This window comes from uncultured Campylobacter sp., assembly GCF_944323605.1.
Taxonomy (GTDB): domain Bacteria; phylum Campylobacterota; class Campylobacteria; order Campylobacterales; family Campylobacteraceae; genus Campylobacter_D.
On record NZ_CALUTC010000019.1, the window covers coordinates 1 to 19389 of the forward strand.

The window sequence follows — 19389 nt, forward strand, 5'->3', positions numbered from 1 at the left end:
AGTTTATGAGTGTTTTTTTAAGAAGTGAAAGTTGAAATTATATACAAATAAGCTTAAAAAGAGATTAAGGGGTGGGGGTTAAACAGCTTAATTATGCTACGTGGTAAAATTTCATACTCTAGTCTATGAATTTCTTTTTCAAAATCTTCGTATTTCATATTTTCTTCTTTTTGAAACGCCATTTGTGCTATGATTTTTCCACCATCAAGTTCTTCATTCACAAAATGAACAGTTACCCCAGCCACTTTCATACCGCTATCAAAACTTTCTCGTATAGCATTTGCTCCTTTAAAAAGAGGCAAAAGTGAGGGATGTAAATTTATAGCCTTTATATTTTTCGTAAAAACAGGACCTAAAATTCTCATAAAACCTGCTAAAATAGTTAAATCAGCAGAGCTTTTTTGAATTTCTTTTACTAAAGCTTTATCAAATTCATCTCTATTTTTAAAATTTTTATGCTCTACAACAACAGTTTCAAGACCAAATTTTAAGGCTCTTTGTATGCCAAAAGCTTCTTTTTTGTTGGATAGGCAAAGCACAACTTCATAATCATTGCCGCCTATGGTTTTTTTATGAAATTTATTTAGTATATTTTCTAGATTGCTTCCATTTCCACTAAAAAGCACTGCAAGTTTTATAAGCATTTTAGACCCTTTATGAGCTTAATCGCATCAAAGCTATTTTTGTTAAATTTGTATTTTTTTGCCACCAAGGCATGTGCTAAAACAGCATTTTTTGCAGCTTTTAAAGCAGGAAATCCAAAAGCCATTAAAGCAGATACCATACCGGCTAAAACATCACCACTTCCGCCTTTTGCTAAACTTTCATTTCCTAAATTCACTACAAAAAGCGTATCTTTTTGAATGATTATAGTGTTTGCACCTTTTAGCACTAAAACGCAGTTAATGTGTCGGCATAATTCTCTAGCATAAAAGAATCTATCTTTAAAAAGGCTTTCTATACTAATATCAATACCCAAGGCTATCTTATAAAGCCTTATAAATTCTTTTGGGTGTGGCGTTAAAACAACGTCATCTCTTTTTAAGTGAGGATATATGTCTTTGCTTAAAAAACAGTTCGCATCAAGCACCAAAGGTTTTGTAAAGGAGAGTTCGCTTTTTAAAAAACTCAAGTCTTCAAGTCCCATACCTACGCAAAAAACCTTGGCTTTTTCATCTGGTTCTTGTTTGCACATAATAAGAGGTGAAAAGCTATCTTTACCAAGCAAAGATACAAGCCCAGCTCCAAAATTTAAAGCGGCTAAGGCTGCTAATGAACCAGCACTTTTGCTACCAAGAACACAAACATATCCGTAATCTCCTTTATTTGAAACCTTTTTTCTTTTTATAAGCTTTAAATCTTTTTGTTCAAGCAAAAAAGCATTGTTTTTTGTAGCAAATTTTTTATGACTTAAGCCAAGTTTTGATATTTTTATTTCTCCAACAAAGCTTTTTGCGAAATCCTCAAGTAAAATTTCTTTTAACACCCCCATACAAACTGTGATGTCTGCTTTAAAGCAAGGCTTAAAACCTAAATTTGTGGGTATATCACAGGCTATTTTTATGGCTTTGCTTTTATTTACCTTTTCTAAAATTTCACTTGTTTTTTTATCTACGCTTTTATTTAAACCGCTGCCAAAAATACAGTCTATTATTATGTCAAACTTACTGAAATTTGGCTCTTTGTCTAAGAATTTAAAACCGTAATTTAGCAAAATCTTTTCTTGTTTTTTAAAAAGCTCACTTTCTTTAAAGCCTAATTTATAAGCCTTACATTTTTTTATTTGTCTAATGGCTACCAAACCATCAGCAGCGTTATTTCCTCCACCAAGCAAAAATAAAATTTTAACTTTTTTCTTATTGAGTTTTTTAGCCTCTTTTTTTACGGTTTTTGCTAAATTTAAACCAGCATTTTCCATAAGCAAAATTTCATCAAGCCCGTTTTGTATGGCTTTAATATCAAGTTCTTTAGAATTTTTATATATATTTTTCATCAAAACTACTCACTCTTCGTTATTATACTGTAAAGCTATTTGCTTACTTGTCTTTGCACCTAAATCTTTTAGCTTTTCAAATTTTACACTCAAATTTCCTCTGCCACTAATTAGTTTATTTTCTAAATTTTCTAAGTTGTTCTGTAGTGCATCTGCACTAGCTCTTAGCTTCTTAAAATCCTGAGTAAAAGAAACAAATTTATCATAAAATAAACCAAGCTCATCGAAAGCTTTTAATATATTTTCATTGCTTTGTATATGCCTCCAAGAAATATTTATAGTATTTAAAGCCATAAAAAGAGTATGAGGGCTTGTAAGGTAAATTTTTTTAGTGTAGGCATACTGATATATATTTGGCATAGCACTTAAGGCTAAATCTAGTATGTTTTGGTAGGGCAAAAAAAGCAAGACAAAATCATAAGTATATGCATTGTAAGCATTGTAAGGCTTTTTGCTTAACTCGTCTATCCTGTCTTTTAAATTTTTCGCCACGCTTAAGGCTAAATCCTCGCTATTTTCTTCAAGGCTAAAATCATTTGGCAAAGCAAATTTGGAGTCTATGATGATATTTTTATTTCTATCCAAAAAAACTACTGCATCTATGTAATAATCTTTTCCTTCTTTTTTAAAATGAACCTGTGTTTTATATTGCTCTTCTTCTTTTAATCCACTTGCTCTTAATACCGATTGTAGTTGTAGTTCTGCGAAATTTCCTCTTACCTTTTTATCGCCTTTTAAAATTTGAGCTAGTTTTTGTGCGTCATCGGCTATTTTTTGACTGTAAGAAAACATATTTTTAATGCTTGTTTGAAGGCTTATTTCGTTTTGGGATAGTCTTTCATTGTAAGCTTTTATCTTTTCATTTATAGGTTTAAAAATATCATTTAATATCTTTTTTGAACCCTCATTTAAAAGATTGTAATTTGCACTTAATAGGCTTGAGGATTGGTTTTGATAATTTTTTTGTAATTCTTCTTTTAAATTTTTTAAATTTTGACTATGCTCTTCTTTTAAAATTCTCACAAGCTCATTTTGCTCTTGTTTGTTTTCTTCTTTAAGTCTTTCTAAGGCGTCTTTACTTTCTTTTAAAGCTAGTTTTAGGCTTAAATTTTCATTTTTTGCTATATTATACTTAAGTAAAAAATAGTTTAAAAGCACAAAAAATACAGCTAATAAAGCATACAAAATTTCATTCACTGTCTTATCCTAAAAGAAAGAGATTCTAAAATATGTTTCTTTTCTATCTTTGTGCTACTGTCTAAATCAGCACAGGTTCTTGCAACTTTTAAGACCTTATTTATAGATCTTTGTGATAATTTAAATCTAGCAAGAGCGGTATCTAAAACACTGTGTGCCTCATCATTTAACAAACAAAGTTTTTGCAAATCCTCGTCTTTTAGTTTGGCATTAAATTCTTTTTGTCCTCTTTGTTTTTGAAAGATAAAACCCTTTAAAACCATTTCATAAGCTTCTTTTGATGAAATACTTGCTTTATCATCTTTATCAATCTCGTCCATTGCTACATACAAGTCTATCCTATCTAATATGGGTTGAGAAATTTTTTGCTTATACCTTTTTATCTCGAGCTCATTGCACTTACAAGCAATGGTGCTTGAAAACAAATTTCCGCACGGACAAGGATTTTGTGCTGCTACGAAAATAAATTTTGTATCATAAACAACTTTAGAATTTACTCTTGAAACTAAGATTTTATTGTCTTCTAAAGGCTCTCTTAAGCTTTCTATGACGGTTTTACTAAAATGTGGAAATTCATCAAAAAAAAGCACTCCGCCATTTGCTAAAGCAAGCTCTCCTATTTTAGCCGACTTTGCACCGCCTCCAAAAATACTAGCCTTTGTGCTAGTGTGATGAGGATTTCTAAAAGCTCTTATGCTTGAAAATTCAGTATCTTTGGAATTTAAAGACTGATACGCACTAGCACTTAAAACTTCATCTAAACTTTGTGGAGGCATTATATAAACAAGTCTTTTAGCACACATACTCTTTCCGCTTCCTGCAGAACCCTCGAACAATATATTATGCATACCAAGAGCAGATATTATACAAGCTCGTTTTGCTTTTTCCTGACCTTTTACATCTTTAAAGTCGTATTCGAAGTTAAAATTTTGCACGAATTTTTCATCGTTTATAACAAGGGCTTTTTCGAAAAGTGGATGAATGCTAGAAATTCTAAATTTATCATAATTTTTTTGAGAAAAAAACTCCACAGCCTCATCTAAATTTTCAACTGCAAAAAGCTCTATATTAGGTATCATAGCAGCTTTTTGAGCCAAAGCTTTTGGGATTAAAATTTTAGCATTTTTGAATTTTGTTGATAAAAACAAGAGCAAAGAAAAAAGCTCATTTGTGCTTTTTACAAGACCGTCAAGTCCAAGCTCTCCAAATACAAAAAAATCATCAAGATTTTCTTTTTGAAGTATTATCAAAATAGCGATAGCAAGGTCAAAATGAGAGCCTGACTTAGGTATGCCAGAAGGGCTTAAATTTATTGTGATTTTTTGTGCTGGAAAGGAAAAGTTTTTGCTTACTAAGGTAGCTCTGATACGCTCTGTGCTTTCTTTTATAGATGTGCTTGCTAATCCTACTATATTAAATCCGGGCAAGCCTCTTGTGAAAGTGCTTTCTACGTCTATGATATTTAATTCATCTGAAAAACTAGCACATCTTAACTTTGTCATCTCGTTCTTTTGCTAGATTTTTGTGCTTTTTTAAATTCCTTATCAAATTTTTGTCTCTTTGAGTAAGAAAGTCTTTCTATAAACAGCTTTCCATTTAAATGATCAAATTCGTGCTGAATCACAACAGCTAAAAAATCCTTGGCTTCTAGTTCTTTTTCCTTGCCGTATCTGTCCTGATATTTCACATAGACATTTTTGTTTCTTTGCACTTCCTCAAAAAAGCCCGGTATGCTAAGACAGCCTTCTGTAAATATAATTTTTTCATCGTCCATAAATTCTATTTTTGGATTTATAATCTCAAACAAATCTTCTTTTCTTTGCTCTTCGTCTTCATTTGGTATATTTGCTAAAAAAATTCTTAAAGGCACTCCAACCTGTATAGCCGCAAGCCCGACACCTTGACCTAAGATCATAGTTTCATACATATTATCAAGCAAGGTATGCAAAGAAGAATCAAAGTCTTGCACCTCTTTTGAAACATAAAAAAGTTTTTTATTTGGATACGTTACTATATCTAGATTCAAAGCCAACCTTTTATTAATCCACTATAGCAAAATTTTCTTTATCTTTGCTAGTTTTTGCCATAGCTCTTATAAGTCTTTCTATGAATTTATCGGTATTAGCATCATCTTTTATCATACCAACAGCCATTTCTAAATTCATATCAATCTCAGAGCCGCCCAGAAAAAATGTAGTATTATACGCTGATTCTAGCAGAGTTTCTGCCTTTTTTTGAGCGTTTTGCATATTAGTATGCCTTAACACTATAGCAAAGATTCCATTATCATAATATGCCATAACATCTCCACTATCTAACAATTTGCTTAGTGTTTTTGTGATATTTTTTTGCAGTATCAATCTATCTTTTTGTTCGCTTATATTATTCAGCAAAGCATCTTTTATCTTAAATAAGATCAGTGAATTTTGGTAATTATATTTAGCATATCCATCTTTACTTTTTTCTATCAGGTCGAGCAAAAATTTTTTATTGTATGTTTCATAAGTTGGGTCAAAATCACTCTTTTGTTCTATTGACTTACAACTATCTAAAATATTTTCAAAATGTGCTTTTATGTCATAAGAATACTTCTTAAGTACGGAATCAAATCTTTCTATATCAACACTTAAGTCTGAAAGTATATTTTTTATAGACAGTTCAGAAGAATTTATAGATAATTCAGACATCTTTTTTTGCAAAACCCCTTCCATAACACCTGTATTTTTATAAACCATAGCTATATCTTGCATAAGTAAAGAAAGTTCTGCGAAAGCCTTTTTAACAGTTTTTTCTATAAAAACTTGCTTACTATCCTCCACATCTTCAAAATTCATCATTTCGCTAATTTTTTTTCTAAATGTCATAGTGCTTTGTTCGTGAAGTAGTTTAATAAAATAAATTTTATAATTTTCAGGTATAGGAGGGACATTATCTTTTATAAGCTGATCTATAACTGATCTAGAGAATTTTTCAAGCTCTCCTCCACTTATCTTTTGTAGTTTCTGACCCTCTCCAAAACCGCCTACATCATTCGATCTACCGAAGTCTGATAGTAAATCTTTATCGTCCATTTTAAGCCTTATTTAAAACTTTTTTGTAAAACCTTGTCTATGACGCCATACTCTTTAGCCTCATCAGCACTCATAAAAAAATCTCTATCACTATCTTTTTGAATTTTAGCTAATTTTTGTCCAGTATTTTTAGCCAAAATTTCACTTAAAATTTTCTTTAATCTAAGTATTTCTTTTGCTTGAATTTCTATATCACTTGCTTGACCTCTAGCACCACCTAATGGCTGGTGTATCATTATGCGAGAATTTGGCAAAGCAAATCTTTTTCCCTTTTGACCACAGCTTAACAAAAACGCTCCCATAGACGCAGCTTGACCTATACAGATAGTGCAAACATCGGGTTTTATGTAGTTCATAGTATCATAAATGCTAAAACCGCTTGTTACTACTCCTCCGGGAGAATTTATATAAAGATATATATCTTTTTGCGGATCTTCAGCCTCTAAAAAAAGAAGCTGGGCTACGATTGAAGAAGCTACATTGTCATCTATTTCACCAGAAAGCATCACTATCCTATCTTTTAAGAGCCTAGAATATATATCGTAACTTCTTTCTCCTCTACTTGTTCTTTCTATAACATAAGGGATAAACATTATTTGTCCTCCGCTTTTTTACTTTCTTTTTCCTTAGAGCTAAATATATCATTGAATAATTTTTCCTCTAGCAAAGACATCTTTACAACAGGTAAAATTCCCTGTTGTTTATAGCTTTCTAGTAGTTTTTGAGGATCGCTTCCGTATCTGTAAGCTTCAAAATAAACGGCTTGTATAACTTCTTGATCATTTACAAAGATATTTCTTAATCTAGCTAACTCGTCTATTATAAATGTTAGTTTTACACTTTTCACGGCTTCTTTTCTAAAACTCTCTCTTTTTTCTTTGTATTTGCTTTCATCTGTTTTAAAGCTTTCAAGTTCTTCCTTTGTGTATGTGCTAATAGCATTTCTAAATTGCACATCAATTTCTTGTTCTAAAATTCCTTTTGGTATATCAAAATCATATTTTTCAAGCAAAGCATCTGCTAATTTCACTTTTAATTCATCATTTATAAGCTTATAAAGTTTTTCATTTTTTATCTGCTCTTTAAGCTTGTTATCTAACATTTCTTCGCTTGGTTCTTTTTCATTAGGTAAAATTTTCTTAAGCAAATCATCATCTAAATTTGGAAATTTAAGCTCCATTATATCATGTAGTTTAATCTTAAAAACAGCGTCTTTTCCAGCCAAATTAGCAGAAGCATAATCATCAGGAAATTTCACTTTAATATCTCTTTGTTCCCCCTTTTTCATACCCAACATACCGTCTTCAAAACCCGGTATAAACTGTTTTGAACCTATTTCCAAAGTGTAGTTTTCAGCCTTGCCACCGTCAAAAGCTTTATCATCTACAAAACCTTCAAAATCAAATTTAGCAAAATCTTTCTCTTTAAGCTCTCTATCTTCCTTTATAGATTCTGTTTTTGCAAAATTCTTAAGTAGGTTTTCTTTTTTTTCATCTATTTCTTTTTTAGTAACTCTTGGAGTTTGATAACTTGGTATAAGCTCCTCGTATCCATCTAGCTTTAATTCAGGCTTAAAAGAAAGTATAAGCTCTCCTTGAAGTCCCTCATCTTTTCTTTCAACTTTTTCAAAATATGGTTCTCCGACAAGATCTTTTGCCTCTTTTTTGCTATCTTTTAAAGCTTTTGTGATACTTTCTTTTATCAAGGCTTGCTCTGCATCTTGTTTTAACTCTTTTTCATATCTTTTTATAACGGCACTAACAGGCACTTTGCCAACTCTAAAACCGTCCATTTTCATCGTTTTAGCCGCTTTTAAAGCCAGTTTTTCTACCTCTTGTTTTATATCTGAAGAGCTGATATCAACAGTTACTTGGGTATTAACTGTATCTAATGCTTTAGCCTTTATTTCCATATATCTTTCCTTAAAAAATTTTAAAATAAAAGCTATACTATACCAAATTTTTACTAATTACTTGCATAAAAATTCAAGTTATTTATGTTAAAATCTATTTTTTAATACGATTTGGAGAAGAAATGCAAGAACAATTTGAAAAAAATGTTAAAGATATACTTGAACTCATAGGGGAAAATCCACAAAGAGATGGGCTTTTAAAAACTCCTACTCGCGTTTTTAAATCCTTTCAATACCTAACTAGTGGATACAAACAAGATCCAAAAGAAATTCTAAATGACGCTTTATTTGATAGTTCTAATAATGAAATGGTTTTAGTTAGAGATATAGAATTTTACAGCCTTTGCGAACATCACATTTTACCCTTTTTTGGAAGAGCACATATAGCTTACATACCAGATAAAAAGGTGGTTGGCTTAAGCAAAATACCTCGCTTGGTTGAAATTTACGCAAGAAGATTACAAATACAAGAACAACTTACAGAACAAATAGCAGATGCTATGATGAAATATGTCGGAGCAAAGGGAGTTGGAGTTGTGATTGAAGCAAGACACATGTGCATAGAAATGCGTGGAGTGCAAAAAGCAAATTCTACTACCTCAACTTCTGCACTAAGAGGTTATTTTTTAAAAAATGAAAAAACAAGAAAAGAATTTTTTTCTTTAATAAACTCAAGCAAACAGGTTAGGTTTTAATGAGTTTAGATAGTCTTAAAAAAAAGCTTGGCACACAGAATTTAAGCTCTTTATTTGGAGAAATCACAAAAATTTCTGCCACAAACATAGAAATTAAAGGCTTAAAAACAAGTGTGGGAGACATAGTAAGGCTTGTTTCAAACGATAATGAAAATTTACAAACCCTAGCTATGGTGGTTGAGGTTAAAGAAAATTTAAGCTATCTAAGCCCTTTTTCTTTCATAGAGGGCTTTAAGATAAAGGACAAGGCTTTTTTAAGTGATGCTGGTATGCAAATAGGCGTAGGAGATGAGCTTTTAGGCAGGGTGGTTGATCCTTTTATGCGTCCAAAAGACGGCAAGGCTCCCATAGAGCCTAGCAAATTTATGCCCATAATGAGAGCGCCCATTGACGCTATGAAAAGAGGGCTTATAGAGGAAGTTTTTCCCGTAGGAGTAAAGACTATAGACGCACTTTTAACCTGCGGAGTCGGACAAAAACTTGGAATTTTTGCAGGAAGTGGGGTCGGAAAATCAACCCTTATGGGTATGATAGTTAAAAACTCAAAAGCCCCTGTAAAAGTAGTCGCTCTAATAGGCGAAAGAGGTAGGGAAATCCCTGAATTCATACAAAAAAACTTAGGCGGAAAGCTAGATGATACCGTTATCATAGTAGCTACAAGTGATGATTCTGCTTTGATGAGAAAATACGGCGCCTTTTGTGCTATGAGTGTGGCGGAGTATTTTAAAGAACAAGGCAAAGATGTGCTTTTTATAATGGATAGCGTAACTAGATTTGCTATGGCACAAAGAGAGATAGGACTAGCTCTTGGTGAACCACCTACCACAAAGGGCTACCCGCCAAGTGTTTTATCTCTCTTGCCTCAGTTAATGGAAAGAACAGGAAAAGAAGAGGGCAAAGGCACTATAACCGCCTTTTTTACAGTGCTTGTTGATGGCGATGATATGAGCGATCCTATAGCTGACCAAAGCCGTTCTATTTTAGACGGGCATATAGTTTTAAGTAGAGAGTTAACGGATTTTGGAATTTATCCACCTATAAATATACAAAATTCAGCCTCTCGTGTGATGAATGACATTATAAGCGATGAGCACAGGCACTTAGCTAGGAAATTTAAAAGGCTAAATTCTTTGCTAAAAGAAAATGAGGTTTTACTACGCATAGGTGCTTATCAAAAAGGAAGTGATAAGGAACTTGATATGGCTATAGCAAAAAAAGATTTTATGCAAGAGTTTTTAAGTCAAAATCCAGATGAAAGCTTTTCTTTTGAGACAAGCTTAGAGCTTTTAAAAAATATAGAAACTATAGCCACAAGCCAAGTGCAAATAAATCCTAACTTAGCAAAATAAAGGAAAAATTATGACTTCTTTAAAAGAGCGAAAACAAGAGATAAAAGATAAGATAAATGCGTATTATGAGGACGGAATTTTAGAAAAGGAAAATGCTTATTTTTTACTAAAGCTTTTAGATAAATGTGAAAGCGTAGATGAGGTTTTAAAACTTAGCGCTTTGGGTATGAACTTAAAACGCACCGGCTTTCATTTTGATAAGAGATTAGAGAAAATGGATAATACCATAAAGTATTTTAAAAAAAATCACAATCTTTCCTTTTCAACGGGGGGGGGGGGGATTACCCATAAGCTCATCATAGGCGATAATTATCCCGCACTTTTAAATCTTCTCATAAGCTATAAAAACAAAATCAAAGTCATCTACATAGACCCACCTTATGGCAAAGATGATATGGGCGAATTTGCTAAGACGAATTATGATAATGCCATAACAAGGGATAATCTTTTATCAATGCTTTATCCAAGACTACAACTAGCTAGAGAGCTTTTAAAAGATGATGGCGTTATCTTTTGTAGCATAGATGATAGAAACCAAGCCTATGTTAAGTGCCTCTTTGATGAGGTTTTTGGGGAGAGGAATTTTATTTTTTGTGCCCCAAGAGTTATAAAAAAAGGAGGTAAAAGCACATCAACTATACAAAAAAATCATGATTATGTATTAGCTTATTCAAAAAATATAGAATGTATGGAAAATTTCTCACTTGATGAAAGAGATGAAAGTGATTTTAATCTTGAAGATGAATTTGTGGAAACGAGAGGAAGGTATAAATTAACCCAAACGTTGGATTATAGTTCATTGCAATATTCAACAAATATGGATTTTGAAATAGAAATAAATGAAAAAATTTTTTATGCTGGTGGTAGCAAAGAAAAGTATTTAGAAAGATTAAGTGGTAAGCACGGAAAAACCGATTGGGTATGGAGATGGTCAAAATCTGCTGTGGAATGGGGAATTAAAAATGGATTTGTGGTAGTCAAAGGAAACAGAATCTACACAAAGACATATTTAAAATGTGAAAAAGTAAATGGCAAGAATGAAATAAAATATTTTGAAAATGGAAAAGGAAAAGCATATACTACATTATCCCTTTTGGACAATGAAAATTCAAATGACAATGGTAAAAAAGAATTGGATAGTATTTTAGCTGAAGGAAATTTAAATGCACCATTTAAAAATCCTAAACCCTCAAAATTAATTAAGACTCTTATTAAGTTTTCTACAAATCTGAATCTAGAATCTAACAATATGAATTCTGCGGTAAGTCATGGTTTTAAAGGAGGAAGCGAGTTAGTAAGCCCAAATGACCGAGCCGATAACGCAGAATCCTACAACGAAGAAGCGAAGCAATCGCCATTTTTAGCCCAAAAGACAAGCCTACAAGAAGCTGATATTGTGCTAGACTTTTTCGCTGGCTCTGGCACTACCGCCCATGCTGTAATGGAGCTAAACCGTGAGGACGGAGGCAAAAGACAGTTTATCCTTGTAACAAATAATGAAACAAACGAGTTAAATCCAAATGGCATAGCCACAGATGTAACTTCTAAAAGGTTAAAAAGGATAATGAGTGGAGAATGCTATGATGGGAGCAAAAATTTCAAATGGCTTGAGAAAAATAAACCTTATGGTGATAATTTAGAAGTTTTAGATATAGCAGAAATAGCCTCAAATAACAAAAAGATCTTTGATGAAATAGATGAAAAGCTTTATGGTAAAGAATTTAAAGATATTCATCAAAAGATAGAATGGGTTTGTGAGGAGTTTGAGCTAACTTGCAAAAAGCTAGAATCTAAAGGGAACAAAAAATGAAGCAAGAGATACTAGAGATTCAAGACAGAGCGGTAAGTGAGCTTTTGTATTTAGCTAAAAGTGGAAAAAGTAGCATTTCTTTAAAAGCACCCACAGGTTCTGGTAAAACTCATATAATGGCAAGGCTTATGAATGAAATGCTAAAAGAAAATGAGAATCTAGTCTTTCTTGTCTCTACTATCTCAAAGGGTAGGTTAGCAAGTCAAAACTATGAAAGATTCAATGAGTTTTCTTTGAAATTTACAAGGCTAAAACCCTTTTATATCAGTAGCGAAAAAGATGCAAAAAATAAAGAATATAGCATACACATAGACACAAGCTTTAATGTCTTTGTCTTGCCTAGCGCACAATACACAAAGACAAGCAAGATTAATAAAGAAAAAAGCCTTTTGATTTTCTTGCAAAGATGTAAAGAGGAAAGTAAAAAAGTGATTTTACTAAGAGATGAGAGCCACATAGCAACAAATAACCTAAATGAGCTTAGTTCTTACTTTTCTCAAACGATACATTTTTCTGCTACGCCAAAAGATGATAAATACGATGTAAAGATAGATGAAAAAGAAGCAGAAAGAGCAAATCTTATAAAAACTGTGGAGTATATAGATGAAAAAGAGGAGTTAGAAAAAGGCTTAAATAGAGCTTTAGATAAATTTAAAAGCATACAAAACTTTTATTTCAAAGAGGGCATAAGACCAGCATTTATCATACAAATTTCAAATAAAGACTTTGGCAAAAATGAGATGAAAGAAATAAAACAAATCTTAGAAAAACAGGGGCTTAGGTGGGTTTGCTTTGTCGAAAAAGAAAAAGACTATGAAAGCAATACAAGACTAGAAAAGCTAAAAAATAAATCCCTTTGGCAAAACTATGTGAAAGAAAATGATTCTTTTATCGATGTTATTATCTTTAAAATGGTCATAACAGAAGGTTTTGATATACCTAGAGCTTGTATGCTCTATCAAGTAAGGGATACAAACTCAAAGCAACTTGATGAGCAGGTTATAGGTAGGGTGAGGCGAAATCCTTGCTTAAAAAGATTTGAATACCTAGACAAAGAAACACAAGAAATTTTTTCTAAGGCATATATCTATGGTATAAAACCTATGGAAAAGAGTAAAAAACGCATAAGACTAAAGGGTGAGATACATAAGAATTTATTTGAAAATGAGATTATCAAAGAATTTGGCAAATTTGAAATCATAGTGCTAAAAGAAATCCATATGGGCGACATAGACATAAGAGATTGCTTAAAGAATCTAAAAGAATATGATAGTGAAAGTATTTTTGAAAAATACAAAAAACTACAAAAAGTAAGTGAAGTTGTAAAAAGAAAGCAAAAAGAATTTGTAAAAACTTATGAGGATTGGTTTTTGTTTTCTCAGAATCTAAAAGCTATACAAGATAAGCTTAACTCTGTGGTAGAGGACTATGAAAAATACGCACAAATAGAAAAAGTGGAGTTAAGGGAGGATATTTATAGCTTTTATGATAGTAGGGGCGAGAGTGTTTGGCTGGATAATTGGATTTGGAGTGATAGCAAAGAGGAGGAATTTAGCTTTGATAGTGAAGCGGAGAAAGAATTTTGCAAAATTTTATATACATTATGCGAAAAATCTTGCAAGAAGATTAGCATAAATGGTAAAGAAATCTATCTCTTTGGTAAAAATTTCATAGATAAGTCAAATGTGAAATTTGATTATTATCATTTACGCAAACGCACGAGTTATCCTGATTTTATTTTTAAAGATATAAAAAATAAAATCCATATCTTTGAAGTAAAAAGCGTAAATCAAAGCAAAAGCTTTGCCCTAGATGATGAGGAATATAAAGAAAAGATTGAAAAACTTAAAAAGGCTTACACTTTTGCGAGTAAGAAAACGGGTTATATTTTTTATTTGCCTGTGAAAAATGGTGATGATTGGTCTATATGGCGATGTGAAAATGGTAAGGTTGATGAAGAGGCTAAAAGAATGAATAAGGCTATGTTTGCGGAGTATATGAATGGTGGAGCATAGCGGGCTCGAACCGCTGACCCCAACGCTGCCAGCGTTGTGCTCTCCCAGCTGAGCTAATGCCCCAAAATCAAAGACTATAATTATAACTAAAATAACTTGCTTTTACATTAAAATTTGCACAAAAGAGCTAAAAAACAAAATAATTATCCAAAAAATACACCTGCTTTTTACCGATTCTTGTCTTTTTTAATATAAAATTTATTTTTTTTGTGTTATTTTTCTAAAAGAGATAAAAAAAATCTTAATTATTTTAGAAAGGAATGATTTGAAAGTATATTTAGATAATAATGCTACCACTAGGCTTGATGATAACGCTTATGAGCTTATGTTACCATTTTTTAAAGACATATATGGAAATCCAAACAGCCTTCATCAGTGGGGTTCAGCAACTCATCCTGCATTAAAAGAAGCTATGGATAAACTGTATGAAGGGCTTGGGGCAAGTGAGCTTGATGATATTATCATAACTTCCTGTGCTACTGAAAGCATTAACTGGGTTATGAAAAGCATTTATTTTGACAGAATTTTAAACAAGGATAGAAATGAAGTAATCATTTCAAGTGTAGAACACCCTGCGGTTATAGCTTCTGCAAGATTCTTAAAAGAATTTGGAGTAAAGCTTATAGAATTGCCCGTAAATGAAGAAGGTCTTTCCACCGTTGATGATTTAAAAGCGGTAATAAGCGATAAAACAGCCTTAGTAAGTGTTATGTGGGCAAATAATGAAACGGGTATGATTTTTGATATAGAAAAAATGGCTGACGTAGCTCACGAATATGGGGCATTATTTCATACAGACGCTACACAAGCGGTTGGTAAGATAAAGGTGAATTTCTTTGATAGCGGGGTTGATTTAGCATCTTTTTCAGCACATAAATTTCACGGTCCAAAAGGAGTTGGTGGGCTTTATATAAGAAAAGGCATAGAGCTTAGCCCTCTTTTGCACGGTGGAGAACATATGGCAGGACGTAGAAGTGGCACACTTAATGTTGCTTTCATAGTGGCTATGGCTGAAGCTTTAAGAGTGGCTAATACTATGCTAAATTTTGAAGATTCTCACATAAGAAGACTAAGAGACAAACTTGAAGACGCTATTCTAAAAATACCAGATACATCTGTGGTAGGCGATAGAGCAAGGAGAGTTCCAAACACTATTTTAGCAAGTATAAAAGGTGTTGAAGGAGAAGCTATGCTTTGGGATTTAAATAAAAATGGCATAGCAGCTAGCACTGGTTCGGCCTGTGCTAGTGAAGATTTAGAAAGCAATCCTATAATGGAAGCTATAGGAGCAGAAAATGATTTAGCACATACTGCTCTAAGACTTTCTCTATCGAGGTTTAACACAGAAGAAGAGATTGACTACACTATAGAGCAAGTTGTAAAAGCTGCAAAAAGACTTAGAGCTATTTCTAGCACTTATGCTTACAATCCGAATAATTATAAATAAAAGGAAAAAATATGGGAAAAAATAATTTAATAGGCGGATCTATTTGGGATGAATACTCTCAAAAAGTACAAGATAGAATGAATAATCCTAAACATATGGGAGAATTCACAGAAGAAGATGCTAAAAAAAGAAATGCAAAGCTTATAGTGGCTGATTTTGGGGCTGAAAGCTGTGGAGATGCTGTAAGGCTCTACTGGCTTGTAGATGAAAAAAACGATACCATAATAGATGCAAAATTTAAAAGCTTTGGATGTGGCACTGCCATAGCTAGTTCTGATACTATGGTAGATCTTTGCATAGGAAAAAAGGTTGATGAAGCCGTTAAGATAACAAATTTAGATGTTGAATTTGCTATGAGAGACAATCCTGAAACTCCAGCTGTTCCACCTCAAAAAATGCACTGTTCTGTTATGGCTTATGATGTTATCAAACAAGCTGCAGCACAATATAAAGGCGTATCTCCTGAAAGCTTTGAAGATCAAATAATGGTATGCGAATGTGCTAGAGTAAGCCTTGGGACTATAAAAGATGTTATAAGATTAAACGATCTTCATACAGTTGAAGAGATAACACAATACACAAAAGCTGGTGCTTTCTGTAAATCCTGCATCAAGCCCGGAGGACACGAGGCTAGAGAATATTATCTAGTAGATATATTAGCACAAACTAGAGCAGAGATGGATAGAGAAAGACTAAAAGAAGCCGCAAAAGATGATCTTGCTTTTGATGATATGACCTTAGTTAAACAGATAAAAGCTGTTGAATCTGTGCTAGATAGCGATGTTAGACCTATGTTGCACCACGATGGTGGAGATTTAGAGGTCATAGATATACAAAAAGGCGAAAATGGAATTTTAGATGTATATATAAGATACCTAGGAGCTTGTAGTGGCTGTTCTAGCGGAAGCGGTGCTACTCTTTATGCTATAGAAAATATCCTACAAGAAGAGCTTAGTCCAAACCTACGCGTTCTTCCTGTATGATGCTTATTTTGCCTTGCTTGATTATTTAAAGGTATTAAGCTTTGATGATAATTCCTTTGCGGAATCTAGCAAGGTATTTGATATAGAGCTTACTTCTAAAGATAGCTCTTTAACAGAAGTTGAAATATCTTCAACTTTTTTTATATTTTCCTCTAATTGCTTCATCTTTTCTTTAGCCTCATCTCCCTTTTTTTGCATATTGTAGGTAGAATCGGTAATCTGCTCTAGCTTTTGTAAAGAATCTAGTATTTCCTCTTGTAAATCATTGGTTTTTTGTGATGTTTGAGCCATAGATTCGTGTATTGTTTGCATAAGTTCAGTGTTTTGATTGATTTGTGAAGTTATGCTTTGAACTGTTGAATTTATATCTACCAAAGAATTATCAGTTTTCTCAGCCAAATTTCTAACCTCATCGGCAACTACAGCGAAGCCTCGTCCGTATTCTCCTGCACGTGCTGCTTCGATAGCGGCATTTAGTGCAAGTAAATTTGTTTGTTCTGCTATGTCTTTTATGGAATTTGTCATCTGTATTATATTATCCGCACTTTGCTTTAAAGATTGCATACTATCTGTTATATCTTGCTCTTTATGAGTATTTTCTGCTACCAATACCAAAAGCTCTTTTAATGTGCTATCTACTTTTGACATAACATTTTTCATTTCATTCATACTTTCTATGCTTTTAAGCCCTAATTCCGAGCTTAAATTTATATGATTGCCAAGCACTAGTGAATTTTCCTTTATAATTTGCATTTCTTGATAAGAATGCATAGAATTTTGCTCTAGATTTTGTGCGTTTTTTTGCAATAACTCTGATGATTTATATCCTTGTTCTGCGTTGTCTATAGCTTGTAAGATTGATTTTTGCACCAAGGCTATAAAGGAATTTATATAAGAAGCAGATTTTGCAAGCTCACTTTTCAAGGATATATTTAATCTAGACCTTAAATTTGCTTCATTTGAAACCAAATTTGAACTCAATTCTTCAAGCTGCTTGATAGGTATTAAGACCCTTTTTACAGTTATAAATATAAAACCTGCCAAAAGCAAAACAGTAAAGGCGAAAACAAATATAGAGCTATAAAATTTATTTTGGCTTGTAACGCTTATATGATCTTGATTTTCTTTTAAGGATTCTTTTAAAAGAGTGGATAAAACATCATTTTGATAATACTTAGAATTCTCTTGCATAACGGCTACTTGCTTGATTATCATCTGATAATGTTGCAAAAATATGGCTAATATATCATCATTTGTATTTTGTATATCTTTTATATATTTTTCTAAGAGTTTTAAGGTGTCTTTTTGCAATATATCTTGAGTGCCTATTATGGATAGTGCGTTTATTATCGAATTTGTAACTGTTTTTTGATTATTTTCGCTTTTTGAATAATTCCCAGCTAGTTCAAAAAGATAAATTTTTGAATTTAAGGCTATTGAATTTGCAGACTTGAATCTTTCTAGCTGCCAAATTTTATCATTAAAAACTTCAAAGCTTTTATTTATATCTATATCGTTTTTATATAAATCCAAAAATATGCCTTCCATTTCCTTGCTTATCTTAACACTTTGATCATAATTTATGCTTTGAAAGGCTGATGAAAAGACAGAATTTAACTCGCTATTTAAAAGCTCTAATCTTTGAAGTTTTCCCATAGTATATTCGCTTTGTTTTTGATGTTCGTAGTTATCAAACATAAAAAACAACATTAAAAAAACTAAAAAAATTACAACAAAAGCCATACCGATAAATAAGCTTAAAAAGGAGAATTTTTTATTTTGTTTGCTCATTGTATTCTCCTGTTAAAGTTTTTAAAAAGGCTGTAATATCATTTATAGTATCTTCTTCTAAAAATTTACCAAGCTGATAATACGCCATAAACTGCACCGCCTGTTCTAATGCTGGCATAGTGCCATCGTGAAAATACGGTGCAGTCTTTTCAACATTTCTTAAACTAGGCACTTTAAATACCATTTTATCTTCTTCTCTTTTTGTCCTATCAAAAAGACCTAGTAATTCTTGATTTGGATACTGTATAAAAATTCCAAATTTTTGATACATATTGCCGCCTACATTTACTCCGTGATGACAAGATGTGCAACCATTTGAAACAAAGGCTGCGTAGCCTCTTTTTGCTTGTTCGCTTATGGCGTTTTCATCGCCTCTTAAATATCTATCAAATGGAGAATTTGGAGTGATAAGTGTTTTTTCAAATTCAGCTATAGCATCTGCTATATTATCAAAAGTTATTTCTCCATAAAGCTTGTCAAAATCCTTTTTATAATCGTTATTATCTTTAACCTTTTGCACCACTTCAGATTCATTTAATCCGTGTTCTATAGGATTTAAAAGCGGTCCTTTTGCCTGTTCTTTTAAGTCCTTTGCTCTACCGTCCCAAAACTGAACAAAATTAAATACGGCATTAAAGCTGGAAGGAGAGTTAAATACACCTTGTGCGTTATTTACGCCCGGCGAGGTCATTTTATTATCCACGCCATAATTATCTATCAAGTGGCAAGTATTACAAGAAATTGTCCCATCTTTTGATAAAGATTTATCCATATATAGCTTTTTTCCAAGCAAAGCTTTTTCCTTATCAAATTCTATGCTCTGCGGTATAGGGCTTATTAATTCGTTTGCTATACAAATATTAAATGCTAACAAAAACACAAATATCTTTTTCAATGCTTTTCCTTAAATTTATTTTTTATATATTATCAAAATAATTTAAATATGAAAATAAATTTTTAATATTTTTGATATATAAAATATATTTTTATTGATATTGTTTTATCAAAAATCACAGTAAAACATATATCAATTTTAACAAAAAAAAAAGGGGGGGGGGGGGGGGATTTTATTTTAAATTTTTTTTTTATTAATTACTTTTTTGTTTTTCCGTTTTTTTATTTTTTT

Annotated in this window: 16 protein-coding genes and 1 tRNA gene; 6 read left to right on the forward strand and 11 right to left on the reverse strand. The window is 32.2% G+C overall.

Annotation, left to right across the window (positions count from 1 at the left end; all coding sequences use genetic code 11):
- Window positions 1-53: 53 nt before the first annotated feature.
- Genes purN through tig form a run of 8 tightly spaced genes read right to left on the reverse strand, consistent with a single transcriptional unit; the run spans window position 54 to window position 8173 of the window.
- Complete coding sequence (purN, locus tag Q0J35_RS08305; RefSeq protein ID WP_297195394.1) at window positions 54-644, reverse strand: phosphoribosylglycinamide formyltransferase; 591 nt, start codon at window positions 642-644, stop codon at window positions 54-56.
- Window positions 635-1993 (reverse strand): NAD(P)H-hydrate dehydratase, encoded by a 1359-nt coding sequence (locus Q0J35_RS08310; RefSeq protein WP_297195396.1) that lies wholly within the window; start codon window positions 1991-1993, stop codon window positions 635-637. The genes purN and Q0J35_RS08310 overlap by 10 nt, the downstream gene beginning before the upstream one ends.
- Window positions 1994-2002: 9 nt before the next feature.
- Window positions 2003-3190 (reverse strand): DNA recombination protein RmuC, encoded by a 1188-nt coding sequence (gene rmuC, locus Q0J35_RS08315; protein WP_297195399.1) that lies wholly within the window; start codon window positions 3188-3190, stop codon window positions 2003-2005.
- Entirely contained in the window at window positions 3187-4692 is a 1506-nt protein-coding gene (locus Q0J35_RS08320; protein ID WP_297195402.1) for a YifB family Mg chelatase-like AAA ATPase, read from the reverse strand. The genes rmuC and Q0J35_RS08320 overlap by 4 nt, the downstream gene beginning before the upstream one ends.
- Entirely contained in the window at window positions 4689-5216 is a 528-nt protein-coding gene (def, locus tag Q0J35_RS08325) for a peptide deformylase (RefSeq protein ID WP_297195404.1), read from the reverse strand. Before def ends, Q0J35_RS08320 begins: the two co-directional genes overlap by 4 nt.
- Before the next feature lie 13 nt (window positions 5217-5229).
- A complete protein-coding gene (locus Q0J35_RS08330; RefSeq protein WP_297195407.1) occupies window positions 5230-6261 on the reverse strand; it encodes a diguanylate cyclase in 1032 nt (343 codons plus the stop codon).
- An 8-nt stretch (window positions 6262-6269) separates the two neighbouring features.
- Window positions 6270-6854, reverse strand: a complete 585-nt coding sequence (clpP, locus tag Q0J35_RS08335; protein ID WP_297195409.1) for an ATP-dependent Clp endopeptidase proteolytic subunit ClpP — start codon at window positions 6852-6854, stop codon at window positions 6270-6272.
- A complete protein-coding gene (gene tig / locus Q0J35_RS08340; protein ID WP_297195411.1) occupies window positions 6854-8173 on the reverse strand; it encodes a trigger factor in 1320 nt (439 codons plus the stop codon). The genes clpP and tig overlap by 1 nt, the downstream gene beginning before the upstream one ends.
- 122 nt (window positions 8174-8295) lie before the next feature.
- Between tig and folE the strand changes: the two genes are divergently transcribed.
- Genes folE through Q0J35_RS08360 form a run of 4 tightly spaced genes read left to right on the forward strand, consistent with a single transcriptional unit; the run spans window position 8296 to window position 14042 of the window.
- Window positions 8296-8868 carry a GTP cyclohydrolase I FolE gene (folE, locus tag Q0J35_RS08345; protein ID WP_297195413.1) on the forward strand — a complete coding sequence of 191 codons (573 nt, stop codon included), beginning with the start codon at window positions 8296-8298 and terminating at the stop codon, window positions 8866-8868.
- Entirely contained in the window at window positions 8868-10217 is a 1350-nt protein-coding gene (fliI, locus tag Q0J35_RS08350; RefSeq protein WP_297195415.1) for a flagellar protein export ATPase FliI, read from the forward strand. Before folE ends, fliI begins: the two co-directional genes overlap by 1 nt.
- A 10-nt stretch (window positions 10218-10227) precedes the next feature.
- A complete protein-coding gene (locus tag Q0J35_RS08355; RefSeq protein ID WP_297195417.1) occupies window positions 10228-12027 on the forward strand; it encodes a site-specific DNA-methyltransferase in 1800 nt (599 codons plus the stop codon).
- Window positions 12024-14042 carry a DEAD/DEAH box helicase family protein gene (locus Q0J35_RS08360; protein WP_297195419.1) on the forward strand — a complete coding sequence of 673 codons (2019 nt, stop codon included), beginning with the start codon at window positions 12024-12026 and terminating at the stop codon, window positions 14040-14042. Before Q0J35_RS08355 ends, Q0J35_RS08360 begins: the two co-directional genes overlap by 4 nt.
- Here the strand turns inward: Q0J35_RS08360 and Q0J35_RS08365 are convergent.
- Window positions 14030-14105 (reverse strand) — tRNA-Ala (locus Q0J35_RS08365). The genes Q0J35_RS08360 and Q0J35_RS08365 overlap by 13 nt on opposite strands.
- Window positions 14106-14307: 202 nt before the next feature.
- On the opposite strand from Q0J35_RS08365, the gene Q0J35_RS08370 reads away from it, so the two are divergent.
- Together Q0J35_RS08370 and Q0J35_RS08375 are read left to right on the forward strand one after the other, a co-directional pair.
- Window positions 14308-15489: a NifS family cysteine desulfurase gene (locus Q0J35_RS08370; RefSeq protein WP_297195421.1), complete on the forward strand. Its 1182-nt coding sequence runs from the start codon at window positions 14308-14310 to the stop codon at window positions 15487-15489.
- Window positions 15490-15500: 11 nt separating this feature from the next.
- A complete protein-coding gene (locus Q0J35_RS08375) occupies window positions 15501-16472 on the forward strand; it encodes an iron-sulfur cluster assembly scaffold protein (RefSeq protein WP_297195423.1) in 972 nt (323 codons plus the stop codon).
- A gap of 21 nt (window positions 16473-16493) precedes the next feature.
- On the opposite strand, the gene Q0J35_RS08380 is transcribed toward Q0J35_RS08375, so the two are convergent.
- Window positions 16494-18263, reverse strand: coding sequence for a methyl-accepting chemotaxis protein (locus Q0J35_RS08380; protein ID WP_297195425.1), 1770 nt, complete (start codon window positions 18261-18263; stop codon window positions 16494-16496).
- Window positions 18247-19158 (reverse strand): cytochrome-c peroxidase, encoded by a 912-nt coding sequence (locus tag Q0J35_RS08385; RefSeq protein WP_297195427.1) that lies wholly within the window; start codon window positions 19156-19158, stop codon window positions 18247-18249. The genes Q0J35_RS08380 and Q0J35_RS08385 overlap by 17 nt, the downstream gene beginning before the upstream one ends.
- Between the last annotated feature and the right edge of the window lie 231 nt (window positions 19159-19389).

Coding starts and splice junctions, on each gene's coding strand:
- tig (WP_297195411.1), bottom strand. CDS start 8,173: ATGGAAATAAAGGCTAAAGCATTAGATACAGTTAATACCCAAGTAACT.
- fliI (WP_297195415.1), top strand. CDS start 8,868: ATGAGTTTAGATAGTCTTAAAAAAAAGCTTGGCACACAGAATTTAAGC.
- Q0J35_RS08375 (WP_297195423.1), top strand. CDS start 15,501: ATGGGAAAAAATAATTTAATAGGCGGATCTATTTGGGATGAATACTCT.
- purN (WP_297195394.1), bottom strand. CDS start 644: ATGCTTATAAAACTTGCAGTGCTTTTTAGTGGAAATGGAAGCAATCTA.
- Q0J35_RS08330 (WP_297195407.1), bottom strand. CDS start 6,261: ATGGACGATAAAGATTTACTATCAGACTTCGGTAGATCGAATGATGTA.
- folE (WP_297195413.1), top strand. CDS start 8,296: ATGCAAGAACAATTTGAAAAAAATGTTAAAGATATACTTGAACTCATA.
- Q0J35_RS08360 (WP_297195419.1), top strand. CDS start 12,024: ATGAAGCAAGAGATACTAGAGATTCAAGACAGAGCGGTAAGTGAGCTT.
- Q0J35_RS08320 (WP_297195402.1), bottom strand. CDS start 4,692: ATGACAAAGTTAAGATGTGCTAGTTTTTCAGATGAATTAAATATCATA.
- clpP (WP_297195409.1), bottom strand. CDS start 6,854: ATGTTTATCCCTTATGTTATAGAAAGAACAAGTAGAGGAGAAAGAAGT.
- Q0J35_RS08380 (WP_297195425.1), bottom strand. CDS start 18,263: ATGAGCAAACAAAATAAAAAATTCTCCTTTTTAAGCTTATTTATCGGT.
- Q0J35_RS08355 (WP_297195417.1), top strand. CDS start 10,228: ATGACTTCTTTAAAAGAGCGAAAACAAGAGATAAAAGATAAGATAAAT.
- Q0J35_RS08310 (WP_297195396.1), bottom strand. CDS start 1,993: ATGAAAAATATATATAAAAATTCTAAAGAACTTGATATTAAAGCCATA.